This window comes from Mycobacterium sp. E136 (assembly GCF_001666865.1).
Lineage (GTDB): Bacteria > Actinomycetota > Actinomycetes > Mycobacteriales > Mycobacteriaceae > Mycobacterium.
In genome coordinates this window covers 19,494-34,004 of the sequence record NZ_LZJE01000388.1, presented here as the reverse complement: position 1 = coordinate 34,004, position 14,511 = coordinate 19,494, and the positions used below count along the sequence as shown (strand labels likewise).

The following is a 14,511-nucleotide window of genomic DNA, read 5'->3' as shown; positions in this document are numbered from 1 at the left end:
TGTTCGGCCGGCGTAGCCCCGATGGGCTCGCGGGGCTCACCCCACGCGAACGGGAGGTGCTGGCGCTGATGGCCGAGGGACATTCGAACAGCGCGCTCGCGCAAAATCTCTCGATCACCGAACGCGCCGTCGAGAAGCACGTCTCGGCCATCTTCGTCAAGCTCGGGCTGCCGCCGTCGGATGCGCATCACCGCCGCGTGCTGGCCGTGCTCTCGTACCTGAAGTCGTAGCCCACAACCAAAAACGCCCCCGGGAAGAGACCGGGGGCGGTTTTGGTTGCGAAGCGGCAGAAGAAGCTTAGAAGGCCGCCTCGTCGAGTTCCATCACCTCGTTGTCGAGGTTTTCGATGATCTGGCGCGTGCTGGTGAGCATCGGCAGGAAGTTCTTCGCGAAGAACGACGCCACCGCGACCTTGCCCTCGTAGAAGGCGCGGTCGTCGTCACCGCTGACACCCGCGTCGAGCTTGTCGATGGCCACCACGGCGTGGTGTTGCAGCAGCCAACCGATGACCAGGTCGCCGACGCTCATCAGGAAGCGCACCGAGCCCAGGCCGACCTTGTACAGCTCGGACGAGTTCTCCTGCGCCGCCATCAGATAGCCGGTGAGCGACGCTGCCATGGCCTGGACGTCCTCCAGCGCGGTGGCCAGAAGCGCACGCTCGGCCTTCAGCCGACCGTTACCCGACTCGTTCTTGACGAACTGCTCGATCTGCCCGGCCACGTGAGCCAGCGCCACACCCTTGTCGCGGACAATCTTGCGGAAGAAGAAGTCCTGCGCCTGGATGGCGGTGGTGCCCTCGTAGAGCGAATCGATCTTGGCGTCGCGGATGTACTGCTCGATCGGGTAGTCCTGCAGGAAGCCCGAACCACCGAAGGTCTGCAGGCTCTCGGTGAGCTTGGCGTACGCCTGCTCCGAGCCGACACCCTTGACGATCGGCAGCATCAGGTCGTTGACCCGCGCGGCCAGCTCGGCGTCCACATCGTGCACGGCCTTGGCCACCGGGGCGTCCTGGTAGGTCGCCGTGTAGAGGTACAGCGCGCGCAGACCCTCGGCGTAAGCCTTCTGAGTCATCAGCGAACGACGCACGTCGGGGTGGTGCGTGATGGTGACGCGCGGCGCCGTCTTGTCGGTCATCTGCGTCATGTCGGCGCCCTGCACACGCTCCTTGGCGTACTCGAGCGCGTTCAGGTAGCCGGTCGACAGCGTGGCGATCGCCTTGGTGCCCACCATCATTCGGGCCTGCTCGATGACGTCGAACATCTGCGCGATGCCGTCGTGCACCTCGCCGACCAACCAGCCAACGGCGGGGGTGCCGTGCTGACCAAGGGACAGCTCACAGGTGGCCGAGACCTTCAGGCCCATCTTGTGCTCGACGTTGGTGACGAACACACCGTTGCGCTCACCGGGCTCACCGGTCTCCGGGTCGAAGTGGTACTTCGGCACGAAGAACAGCGACAGACCCTTGGTGCCCGGGCCGGCGCCCTCGGGGCGGGCCAGCACCAGATGCATGATGTTTTCGAACAGGTCGTCGGAATCACCCGAGGTGATGAAGCGCTTGACGCCGTCGATGTGCCAGGTGCCGTCCGGCTGCTGAACAGCCTTGGTGCGGCCGGCGCCGACGTCGGAGCCCGCGTCGGGCTCGGTCAGCACCATCGTGGCGCCCCAGCCGCGCTCGGCGGCCAGCACGGCCCACTTCTTCTGCTCGTCGGTGCCGTTGTTGTAGAAGATCTCGCACATGCCCGCGCCCATCGCGTACATGTAGGCGGCGGGGTTGGCGCCGAGCACGTGCTCGATCAGCGCCCACTGCAGTGCGCGGGGCATCGGCATGCCACCGAGCTCCTCGCCGAGGCCGACCTTGTCCCAGCCACCCTCGAGCAGCGCGCGCATCGACTTCTTGAACGAGTCGGGGAGCGTCACCGCGTGAGTGTTGGGGTCGAACGTCGGGGGGTTGCGGTCGGCGTCGGAGAACGACTCTGCGATCGGGCCCTCAGCCAACCGGGCGATCTCGCCGAGCATCTCGCGGGCGGTGTCGACGTCGAGATCGGTGTAGTCACCTTCGCCCAGCGCCTTGTCAACCCCGAAGACCTCGAACAGGTTGAATACCTGGTCACGAACGTTGCTCTTGTAGTGGCTCACAGTTCCTCCTCGGTGAGACGGCCACTTTGGTTGGGTACTTCTTGCTTAAGTTACCCACCAGTAACTGGCTGAACTATACCCATCAGTAACTTCAACTCAAACCACCTCAAAACAATTTCTTGTGACTAACTAACCGCCCGGTTGGTCGGTGCCTCAAATCCGCAGTTGACAGGTGTCTGACCGGGCGCTTCGACCCTCTGTGAGAATCGTCACGCGCACCCGGATAGGGTGTTGCGATGCTTCGCGTCGCGGTCTGGGGGACGGGCAACATGGGGTCCTCGGCCATCCGCTCGACGACCGCTTTCCCGGGATTGGAACTGGCAGGCGTCATCACGTCCTCGCAGGACAAGGCGGATAAAGACGCGGCCGAGTTCGCTGCGCTCGACGGCCCTTCCGGCGTGTCCGCCACCACCGATGTCGACGCCGCGTTGGCGGGCTGCGATGCCGTCGCGTACATGGCGTCCGGCGACATCCGTCCCGACGACGCGGTCGCCGACATCGAACGCTGCCTGCGGGCGGGCCGGCATGTGGTGACGCCGTCGCTGTATTCGCTCTACGACCCGCGCTCGGCGCCGCCCGAGTGGGTCGACCGGCTCACCCGCGCCGCCGAGGAGGGCAACTCGACGCTGCTCGTCAGCGGCGTCGACCCGGGCTGGGGCAACGACGCGCTCGCGGTGATCGCCGCCGGGCTGTGTACCAGGATCGAGACCATCCACTGCCAGGAGATCTTCGACTACTCCACCTACAACCAGCCCTTCGCGGTGAAGGTGTCGTGCGGGTTCGGCGGTTCCATGGACGAGACGCCGATGATGTTGCTGCCGTCGATCCCGACGATGGTGTGGGGCGGCAACATTCGCCTGGTCGGCCGCAGTCTCGGAATGGATATCGACGAGATCGCCGAAGAGGTCGAACGGCGCCCGCTGGAGGAATCCGTCGAGACGGTCATGGGCACCTTCGAGAAGGGCACCCAGGGTGCGTTCTGGTTGAAAGTGATCGGCAAGTCGGGTGGACGCGAGCGCATCGTCATCGACCACATCACTCGCATCCACGCGTCCTGCGCACCGGATTGGCCGTATCCCGACGAAGGCGTTGGCGATCACCGCGTGATCATCGACGGCGACCCGCGGCTGACGATCACCACCCGCGCCGACGTGCCAGGCGGTACCCGCGCCGACGGCGGCAACACGACTGCCGCGAACCGGCTGCTCGGCGCGCTGGCATGGCTGGTCGAGCAGAAGCCCGGCATCTACGACGGGCTTGACGTGCCACTGCAGACGATGTTGCCGCCCGAGGTGCAGGCCCAGCGCTGGGCTTAGCCCGGCGGGCTCAGTCTGCCTCCGAAACCGGTTGCTCCGCCGGGGGTTCCGCGCCCTCGGCGTCGGTTAGCTGGCCGACGAGATACTCGGCGAGCCCGCCGATGGTCGGATAGTCAAACACCGCCGTCGCGTTGATCGTGAAGGCGCCGCCGAACTGGCTGTGCAACCGGTTGCGCAGCTCGATCGCCATCAGCGAATCGGTCCCGAGGTCCAGGAAGCGACTCGTCGCGGCGGGCGGCTGCGCAAGCCGCAGGAAGTTCTGCACCTCGCGCTGTAGGAACTCGGTGACGAAACCCGCGCGCTGCGGCACCGGGATCTCCTGCAACTGGCGAAGCAGCTCGCTGTCGCCGGTCACCTCACCCTCGGGGCGCGGCAGCACGAGATCGAGGATCGGTGGCCGGGCGGCGCCCAACAACTTCGCGGCTCGCTGCCAGTTCGCCTTGACGACGGTCGCCTGGCCGGTGCCGTTCGCGACCACCTCGGCGAGTGCGCTGAGCGCCGTCGACGGCTCCAACGGCACCAAGCCCTGCGCATTGAGGTTGGCGCGCACGGCCTCCGACGACGCCATCCCGCCGTCGGCCCACGGCCCGAAGTTCACGCCTGTCGCGGGCAGGCCCTGCGCACGACGCCGCGCGACCAGGCCGTCGAGCAGCGCATTGGCCGTCGCGTAGTTCGCCTGGCCGGGCGAGCCGAAGACGCTCGACACCGACGACGAGACGATGAAGAAGTCAAGGTCGTCGTCCTGCGTCAATTGGTTGAGGTGGTAGGCGCCGAAAGCCTTGGGTCGCAACGTGGTCCGGAAGCGGTCGAGATCCTGCTGAGACAGCAGGGCATCGTCGAGCACCCCGGCCAGATGCGCGACACCGGCGAGCGGCGGCAACTCCGCACGGATCCGGTCCAGCAACCGCGACACCTCGGCCTCGTCGCCGACGTCGGCGCAGAGGGTGTGAATGCGGCACTTGTAGCGCTCGGTGATCTCGTCAATCGTGCGCTGCGCAAGGGCATCGGGTTCACGACGGCTGGTCAGGACGATGTCACCGGCCCCAAGCTGCGCCAGGTACGCCGCGGTGCGTAGACCGATCGCCCCGAGTCCGCCGGTGATCAGATAGCTCCGATCGGGCTTCGGCTGTAACGGATTCGGGATCTGCAGCACTATCTTGCCGATGTGGCGCGCCTGCTGCATGCGGCGGAACGCCGCCCTTGCCTCGGTGATCGGGTAAATCTCGGCGGGCAGCGGCTTCCATTCGCGGCTGGCCATGCCGTCCGAGACCTCGATCAGCAACCGCTTGACGTGGTCGGGATTCTGCAGAGCTGTGAGATCCAGCGCGACGATCTCGTAGGCGATATCCGGTCGGGCCGCCGCCATCTGCTCGGGCGTCCAAATATCGCGCTTGGCGATTTCGGCGAAGCGCCCGTTGCGAGCGGTGGCCCGCACGGTAGCCTCGACGAATCCCTCGTTGGTCAAGCTATTGAGCACAACATCGACTCCCGCGCCGTCGGTGTCCGCCAAAATCTGATCAGCGAAATCCGTTGTACGCGAGTCATATACGTACTTCACACCCATCTTGCGCAGCGTCGAACGCTTGTACTTGCTGGCAGTTGCGAAGACGATGGCACCGTGCTGCAGCGCCATCTGGACGGCGTAAAGGCCTACGCCGCCGCTTGCCGCGTGAATAAGCACGCGGTCGCCTGCCTTCAGCTGCGCCCAGTCAAACGCCAGCCGAACCGTCAGTGCCGCGGCGGGAATGGTCGCCGCCGCAACCGCGCTCAGGCCTTTGGGAATCGGTGCCACCAGCTGGAGCGGAACATTGAACCGGCTGCAGAAGGCGCCCTGCATGAAACCGTAGACGCGTTGGCCCACCTCGACGCCCGTGACTCCGTCACCCAGTTGCGTGACGATGCCGGCGAAGTCGCCGCCGATGGGCCCGGGATCGCCCGGGTACAGACCCAACACGTTGAGCACATCTCGGAAGTTGAGGCCGGCGGCCTCGACCTGGACTTGCACGTAACCTTCGCCCGGTGGCGACAACTCCACCTCGGTTAGGCGCAGATTGTCGATCGCACCGCGCTCAGTGGGTAGAAGGACGTAGTCCGATGAGCGCGGAACGGTGAGGTGCCCGCTGCGAGCCCAGGGCAATAGCCTCGAAGCCAACAGTTTTCCTTGGCGTACGGCGAGTTCGGGTTCGTCGATCGGTGTGCCCAAAATGTTGGCGAGTATGCGCACCGCATCCGGCGAACCGTCGGTGTCGACCAATTTGACGCGCGCCGCGGGCTCCTCGTTGATCGTGGTACGCCCGAAGCCCCACAACGCAGCCTGCACGGGGTCGACCGGCTCGCCAGACTCAGTGGCCACTGCCTGCTCGGTAACGATCCACATGCCGCCGGGGAGCTTCACCCCGTCATTGCCCGAACCACCTTGCACCGTGTGCACAGCGCTGAGGAGGTTGATGATCTCGGTTTCGAGCCGCGCGGTGATCTCGGCGCTCGACTCGTCGGTCTGGGGGACGGTTGCACGCCACACGACGCCGGAGAACCCGGCCCCGCGCTCATAGGCGTCCAACAATAACTCTCCCAAAGTCGCCGAATCGGTGATCCGGTCGAAGGGAATACATCCGGGCACCGTGCGCGCGAGTTCGTCGAAACCGGCGATCAGCCAGGTGCCGTTAGTCGGCGCCGCATCGTCACTGTGCGGCGGTAGCGGCACCTCGTGCCAGCCGAGGGTGTAAAGCAATCGGGTGACATCCCCGCCAAGGCCGCGAAGCAGCGCTTCACGCGGTGCGCGTTTGACCGTGAATTCGCGAATCCCTCCCAGCAGCCGGCCGTCGCGATCGACGAAATCCAGATCGAAAACCTGAGTTTCGTTGTCCACACCACTGGCGTGCCACTTCGCGCGGCAGTAGAACCTGCGAGGGATCCTCTCTTTCAGCCACACCTCCCCGTACCGCAACGGCAGGAACATGTCGTTGACCCCTCGTTCGAGCGCGAGGTGTGACGGGAACGCCGGGAAGGTGACACCGGTGCACAGATCCATCAGCACTGGGTGCATCGGCTCGGCGCCTAGATGGTCGGCGAGATTCTCGCCGACGAGGATGTCGCCGACCGCCTCGCCCTCACCGACCCAGAGTGACTTGAGAGAGCTGGACCACGTTGGCCCCCAGACGAGTTCGGCATCGGCGAAGGTTTCGAACAAGTCTTGAGTGCGCATGCGGCCCAGTCGCTCGACCGCTTCGCTGATCGGCTCCTCGCTCTGCGCAACCGATTCCTCGGCGGCCGTCGAGTCGGCTCCCACGACGGTGCCATCGGCATTCAGCGACCATTCGGCATCACGAACCCCGAACGGACGACTATGAAGTGTGAAGCTCAGCTCGCCTTCGTTCTCGAGTGGATGCAGCGTCAACTGCACTTCGCGAGAACTCTTGTCAGGCAGGATAATCGGTTCGTAGAAGAAGATGTCCTTCGCCCGGGCCGGCGCGCCGACGGCAGCCAGGACCATCGCCACATACGTGGCACCTGGAACGACCACCGTCCCGTAGATGACGTGATCACACAACCAGGGCTGCGATTTGACGGACAGCCGGGTGGTATATACGGAGTCGCCCGACGCGAGATCCTTTGCGCTCCCCAGCAATCCGGAGACGGCAGGACCGTCTACGGTGATACCGGACGTCTTGGGCCAGAAGCGGCGGCGCTGGAACGGATACGTCGGTAGTTCGACCTTGCGACGGCGCTGACGATGCAAGGCCGCGAAGTCCAGACAGTGGCCACCGACGTAAGCGGAGGCCAGCCCGTCGGCGATCTGGCGTCGGTCGCCGACACCTTTACGCAGAGAAACCACAGCCCGCGGCGCTGGCATGTGCTCCGGCCAGACCTGCACCGCGGCGCCGGTCAGCACCGGTTGAGGACCGATCTCCATCAACACCGAGCACCCGAGCGCAGCTACGGTGCGGACACTTTCGGCGAATTGCACAGGCTGGCGAGAGTGTCGCCGCCAGTACTGAGCATCGAGCGGCGTCTGAGGCGTGAGCACGGCACCCGTGCGGTTGCACACTAGCGGAAGTGTCGGAGCTGCAAAATCCATTTGCGCGGCGTATGACTCGAATTCACCCAGCACAGGGTCTAGCAATTCGGAGTGGAAGGCGTGGCTGGTGTCGAGCCAGGTGCACCGGATCCCTTCATCACTGATTTTGGCGACGATCTGTTCCAGATCCTCGCCGGGACCGGAAAGCACGGTGTTCGGCCCGTTGTAGGCACCGACCGACACCCGGGGGAAGCCGCCGGCAACTTCCTCGACCAACTTTGCGTCGGTGAATATCGCCACCATGCGCCCGCCTTCGGGCAGACTGCCGAACAACCGCCCGCGCTCGGCCATCAGCCGCGCACCATCCTCCAGGCTAAAGACCCCGGCTACACATGCGGCGGCGTACTGACCCACACTATGGCCGAGGACGACATCAGGCTCGACGCCCCACGACTGCCACAAGCGGGCGAGGCCCATCTCAACCGCGAAAAGCGCCGGCTGCGCGAACGATGTGTGTTGCAACACTCCTGCGTCAGCACGGTCAGTGGAGAAGAGGACATCCAGCAACGGGCGCGGAAGCATTCCGCCAACCGCATCTGCGCAGCGTCTCACCGTTTCGGCGAAAACTGGCTCAGTATCGAACAACTCACGCGCCATCCCCGGATACTGACTGCCCTGTCCGGTGAACAACCACGCTGTTGTCGGTCGATCACCACACTCGCCGCGCAGCACACCTGGGCGCTGCCGATTCTCGGCCAACTCGGCCATGCCCTCGTGGGCGCTCTGAACCGAATCGACGACCAACGCAGCGCGGTGCTCGAAGTGGGAACGCGACGTACCGGCGGTGAGGCACACGTCGGCGAGGTCGGCGGTCGGATTGTTGTCGAACCAGGCGCCGTACCGCCGGGCCAGTGCGGCCAATGCTTCGGGTGATCGCGCGGAGAGCGGCAGTACATGGACGGGCTGCACTTCGGCCGATGACTGCGGAGAATCTTCAGTTTCGATACTCGTCGACACTTCGGGGGCCGCGGGCGCCGGTGCCTCCTCTATCAGCACATGGGCGTTGGTGCCGGTGAATCCGAAGGAGCTCACACCGGCGCGGCGCGGCCTGCCGTTGGTCTGCCACGGAATCGCCTCGTCGACGACACGCACCGGCAGTGAGTCCCACGGGATGTGCGGCGATGGGTTGTCGAAATGCAGGCTCCGCGGTAACAACCCGTTCTGCAGCGCCAGCACCACCTTGATCAGACCTGCGGCACCTGACGCTGATTCGAGGTGGCCGACATTGGTCTTCACCGATCCCATCAACAGCGGTCGGTTCGGGTCGCGTGCGGCGCCGTATGCGGCCGCCGCTGCCTGTACCTCGATCGGATCACCCAGCGGGGTGCCGGTCCCGTGCGCCTCGAGGTAGTCGACTTCGCTACCCGCCACGCCGGCGCGAGCCAGCACGGCATCGATAAGCCGTTGCTGTGCACCACCATTGGGCACCGTCAGACCGCTGGAAGCGCCGTCCTGATTGACACCGCTGCCGGAGATGACCGCGAGGAGTCGGTCGCCATCGCGAACGGCGTCGCTGAGCCGCTTCAGCACGAGGATGCCGCAGCCTTCACTACGGACGTAACCGTCCGCTGAAGCGTCGAAGGTTTTGCATCGCCCGACGGGAGAGAGCATCCTGGCGCGAGACGCGGCGATCACCGTCACCGGGCTCAACAGAACGTTCACCCCGCCGGCCAAAGCCATGTCGCAGTCACCGGCGTGCAATGCCTGGCACGCTTGGTGTACAGCTACCAACGCCGAACTGCATGCGGTGTCGACAGCGACAGCCGGTCCTTCCAGTCCGAGGGCGAAGGCAACGCGACCGGAAACCGCGTTGAGTGCGTTGCCCGTGATGAAGTACGGCTCGATCTTGTCGACCGACTCGGAGGACAGCAGGTGTGCGTACTCGTTGGCCGCAACTCCCATGAAGATGCCGGTTCGACTGCCGCGCAACGCAGCCGGCGCATAACCGGCCCGCTCCAAACCCTCCCACGCCGTTTCGAGCGTCAGGCGCTGCTGCGGCTCGATCCAAACGGCCTCGCGAGGAGATATGCCGAAGAATTCGGGATCGAATCCGTCGATCTCATCGAGGAAGCCGCCGAAGCGGGAGTAGATCTTGCCGGGAGCCTCTGGATCCGGGTCGTAGAACTCGTCGATGTCGTAGCGGTCCTCCGGGACTTCCCGGATCGCGTCCACGCCGCCCGACAGCAGTTCCCAGAAAGCCTCCGGATCCGGCGCAGCCGGGAAACGGCACGACACTGCGACGACGGCGATCGGTTCGTCCGTAGGCGTTACAGCTGACGCGAGGGGCGATGTGGGGGCGGCTTGCTCGGTAAGGCCCAGGACGTCGCCGAGCAGATACTCGACGACGTCGGACAGACGGGGGTGATCCATCACGAGCGTGATGGGAATCTCGTGTCCTACCGCCTGTTCGATGCGCCGCCGCAACTCAACGGCCATCAGCGAATCCATCCCGAGGTCGAAGAAACCCGTCTCCTCGCGAATCTGGGCGGCATCTACCCGGGTGACCTCTGCTACCGCGCCGCGCAGGTAGTCGGTCACGAGCTTTCTGCGCTGTTGCACCGGAGCGTTGATCAGTTGCTCGACGAATTGAGTGTTACCCGATGGCAACACCGCTGGGGCGGTCAGCTCCGGCGGCACCTCGTCCTCCAAGCGGGCCAGGAATGCTCGCTTACCCGCCTGGTGGTACAACGGCAGAAACCGTGCCCAATCGATCCGGGCCACAACGCCTTGAGTTGAGGAGGTCGAGACGACATCGGAGAGACCTGCCAGCGCATCGGCCGGCGACAACGTCTTCACACCGCGTTGATCCAAGCGCGCGCGGGACTCCGCGTCCGCCATCCCTGTCGACCACGGGCCGAAGTTGACGCTGAACCCACAGACACCCTGCTCACGCATGCGCCACGCCAACCCATCGAGGAAGGCGTTCGCCGCGCCGTAAGAGGTCTGGCCGTATCCGCCCCAGACCGAGGCGATCGACGAGGTGCTGATGAAGAAGTCGAGTTCGAGGTCAACAGCCGCTTCACTGAGATGCCATGCACCCCAGACCTTTCCCGCGAAGACACGGTCCACTTCGGCTTGTTGTGATTCGAAGTCGGCCCCGCTCAACGGAGTGGTGCCAACCTCTCCCGCTGCATGAACGATTCCGGCCAGCGGCGGGAACTCTGCGCGCACGGAACTCAACAGGTTCGCGACAGCCTCTGGATCGGCGACGTCGGCGGTGACGACACCGATTTCACATCCATGGCGGTCACGCAGATCGTTGATGCGACGTTCAACGGCTTCGTTGGGAGCGCGTCGGCTGGTCAGCACGAGGTGCCCAGCGCCTTCTGCAGCAAGGTATCCGGCGATCTCCAGTCCTATCGCACCGAGTCCGCCCGTAACCAAATACGTTGCGTCACCGCGCAGTGCCACCGGTGCACCACTCGGCTGACCGGTACGTCGGACCAGCCGTGGAACGAAATCAGCATCGTCGCGCAGCGCGAATTGGTCGTCTTTGACTGCGGAGTCTGTCGACGTTGCGATTCGGTTGATCAACCGAATCCAATCATCGGCCAGGATCTCCCTGCTCGGCGGCAAGTCTGCCAGTCCGCCCCACACTTGCGGGAGCTCGAGCGCTGCCGCGCGACCGAATCCCCAGACGCAACTCTGATCGGGTGCCACGTAGTCCCCGTCGATGACTCTCTGGCCGCCCTGTGTCACCAGCCAGATGGGCACGCGTAGTCCAGACGCGGCCACTGCGCGAAAGAGCCCCCGTATTCCGCTCAGGACGTCGTGTTGCATCCGCCGTAGTGACTCGACTGACGGTTTGTTTCCGACGTCGACGTTGGGGACGTACATGATACGGAGCCGCGAATCCTGCGCTGCCGCAGTTAACGCCTCTTCGAGACGTTTTTCGTCGGCGTCCGACAGCGGCAGTTCGGCGATTCGGTGGCGGTGGCCAACTGCGGTCAGCGTGTCGAGCAGGTGCTGGTTCGCGTCGGAGCCATCGGTGATCAGAAGCCAACTGCAGTTCGCAGCGGTTTCCGAGGTGGAGCCAGAGGGAGCAGCCTTCTCCCAGCGCACCTCGTAGCGTTCGTCGGCGATTGAACGAGTCGCTCGTTGTCGGTTGTGTTGTGCTGACAGTTTGTTCAGTACAGCGAGGGTTCTCTGGTCGGCATTCGAACCGTCGAGTAGGGCTGCGAGTTCTTCTATTCGGCCGTCTTCGAGAAGGCGTACCGCTTCGGTACGAGGCCCGTCGACGTTCTGTTGTTGGTTAGGTCGTTCACGGTTATCGCGATACCAGTATTCGCGGTGCTCGAACGGGTAGAGCGGCAGATCGACTTTCCGAGCGTGCGGCTGCTTCAGTGCGTCGAAGTCGAGCAGGTGGCCGGAGACATAGGCATCGGCAGCCGCTTCGGTGATCTGTCGGTGGTCCGCGGTGTTTTCCCGCAGGGATGCGATCACCCGTGGCGCGGTGCCCGATTCGGGCCACGCTCCAAGAGCTGTGGCGGTAAGCACTGGCCGCGGCCCGATCTCGAGCAGCACCTTGCAGTTCTGATCAGCGAGGGTACGCACGCTTTTCGCGAACTCCACGGGTTGGCGTGCATGACGGCGCCAGTAAGCTCCGTCGAGCTTGACGCTCCTGCCGAGCGCCACACCGGTGCGGTTGTCGATCAGGATTCGCTGTGGCGGATTGAAGCGGAACTGCTGTGCGAACGCTTCGAAATCGTCGAGGATCGGCTCGAGAAGGGCCGAGTGGAACGCGTGACTGGTTTCGAGCCAGTCGCATCGGACACCCTCGGCCATCAATCCAGCCACAGCTTTTTCCAGATCCTCTGCGGGACCGGATAATACGGTGTTCGTCCCGTTGTATGCCGCGACAGACAGATTCGGGAACTCATCGGTTCGATTCTCGACGCGGTCGGCGTCGGCGAAGATTGCGGCCATCCGGCCGCCCTTGGCCAAACTGCCGAACAGGCGTCCGCGTTCGGCTATTAGCCGGGCGCCGTCTTCGAGGCTGAACACCCCTGCGACACAGGCCGCCGAGTACTGACCGACGCTGTGACCCAGCACCAGATCTGGTTCCATACCCCACGCCTGCCAGAGAGCGGCCAACCCCATTTCCACCGCGAACAGCGCAGGCTGCGCGTAGGAGGTCTGCCGCAGCGTGTCATTGTCGGTCAGGCTGACCACATCGAAAATGACGTCGAGCAAGGGTCTTTCGAGGAGGTCGTCGACCGCAGCCGCGCACCGCCGCAACGTCTCGGCGAATACCGGCTCGGTGTCGAACAACTCCCGAGCCATTCCGGGGTACTGGCTGCCTTGTCCAGTGAACAGCCAGGCCGTCTTTGGCACCTCATTGCTTTCTCCGCGGACCAGTCCCGGCGCCGGGCGGTCTTCCGCCAGTGCACCGAGTAGCTCGATGGCGGATTCTCTGGAGTTGGCGACGACCGCCGCCCGGTGAGCCAAGTGCGCGCGCCCCGCCCCCGCGGTGTAACACACATCGGCAAGCGTGGCCTCCGGATGTTCGACCAACCAGTCGCGGTAACGCTCCGCGAGCTGGCCCAAAGCGGTCGGTGTGCGCGCAGACAGCGGAAGGAGATGGAACCGGCGGTCAACACGTGAGACGACACAATCGTCGGCCACCCCAGTCGTTTCGTGGGACGGTGCTTCCTCGATGACGACGTGAGCGTTGGTGCCCGCGAACCCGAATGAGCTGACTCCGGCGATACGCGGCGTGCCGTTGCGTTCCCAGGCGACGGGCTTCTGGACTACCTTCACGGGGAGCCGGTCCCACGGGATGTGGGGTGACGGCTGCTGGAAGTGAAGATGCTGTGGCAACAGCTCGTTCTCGAGCGACAGGATGACCTTGATGACACCCGCGATCCCCGCGGCCGCCTCCAAATGTCCGATGTTCGTCTTGACCGACCCGAGCAACAGTGGTCGGTTTGTTTCTCGCCCGTCGCCGAGCACCGCACCGGCGGCTTGGGCTTCGATTGGGTCACCCAAGGAGGTCCCGGTGCCGTGCGCCTCCAGGTACCCGACAGCTTTGGGTTCCACACCGGCGTGCTTCAACGCATTGGTGATAACTCGTTGCTGTGAAACGCCATTGGGCACCGTCAATCCACCTGACGCGCCGTCTTGGTTGATCGCGCTACCGCGGATCACGGCTCGAATCCGGTCACCGTCCCGAATTGCGTCCTCGAGCCGCTTGACGACGATGACGCCGCAGCCCTCGCCCCGCACATAGCCGTCGGCGGCCGCGTCGAACGTCTTGCATCTGCCGTCGGGCGCGAGCATGTGTGCGTTGGAAAAGGTGATCATGGTCGCCGGTGTGAGCAGCAGATTCACGCCACCTGCCAGGGCAAGGTCACATTCGCCCAAACGCAGAGCTTGGCACGCCTGATGAATGGCAACCAGCGACGAACTGCACGCCGTGTCGACGGCGACCGCGGGTCCTTGCAATCCCAACCTGTAGCTGATCCGGCCCGCGGCCGCGGCATGCGACGTACCGATGGCCATATAGGCCTCGATCTCCGGGTAGGTCAGCTCGTCGGACGCCATTCCCAGGTAGTCGTGGGTGGACATCCCCACAAAAACCCCGGTGTTCGTGCCGGCTAAAGCCGTTGGTGCCGTTCCGGAATGCTCTACGGCGTGCCAAGCGGTTTCCAGCAACAGCCGATGCTGCGGGTCCATCAACCTGACCTCGCGCGGGGATACGCCGAAGAACGGCGCGTCGAAACCGGTCGCGTCGTCGACGAAACCGGCACGACGTGTCACCACCTTGCCGGGCGCGTCCGGGTCCGTGTCAAAGAACTCGTCGACATCCCACCGGTCCTCTGGCACCTCCGATACTGCGTCGCGACCGTCGCGCAGTACCTCCCAGAACTCGTCGACGTCCCGGGCGCCCGGGAAGCGCGCAGCGTAACCGATGACTGCGAATCGCGAGGCGGGCTCGATCGGATGTACGGCGGATGCCATGCCGTGGTCCTCCCTTGCTTC

4 protein-coding genes are annotated in these 14,511 nt (G+C 64.7%); 2 read left to right on the top strand and 2 right to left on the bottom strand.

Annotated features, from left to right (window positions below):
• Window positions 1–230: response regulator transcription factor (locus tag A5698_RS28280; protein WP_197506904.1), on the top strand; the 230-nt coding region annotated here is incomplete at its 5' end.
• Between the two features lie 67 nt (window positions 231–297).
• On the opposite strand, the gene A5698_RS26515 is transcribed toward A5698_RS28280, so the two are convergent.
• Complete coding sequence (locus tag A5698_RS26515; RefSeq protein WP_068303216.1) at window positions 298–2,136, bottom strand: acyl-CoA dehydrogenase; 1,839 nt, start codon at window positions 2,134–2,136, stop codon at window positions 298–300.
• Between the two features lie 236 nt (window positions 2,137–2,372).
• Here A5698_RS26515 and A5698_RS26510 point away from each other — a divergent pair, with 236 nt between their 5' ends.
• Complete coding sequence (locus A5698_RS26510) at window positions 2,373–3,452, top strand: NAD(P)H-dependent amine dehydrogenase family protein (protein WP_068303213.1); 1,080 nt, start codon at window positions 2,373–2,375, stop codon at window positions 3,450–3,452.
• A gap of 10 nt (window positions 3,453–3,462) precedes the next feature.
• Here the strand turns inward: A5698_RS26510 and A5698_RS26505 are convergent, their stop codons facing one another.
• Entirely contained in the window at window positions 3,463–14,490 is an 11,028-nt protein-coding gene (locus tag A5698_RS26505) for a type I polyketide synthase (protein WP_068303209.1), read from the bottom strand.
• Window positions 14,491–14,511 lie beyond the last annotated feature (21 nt).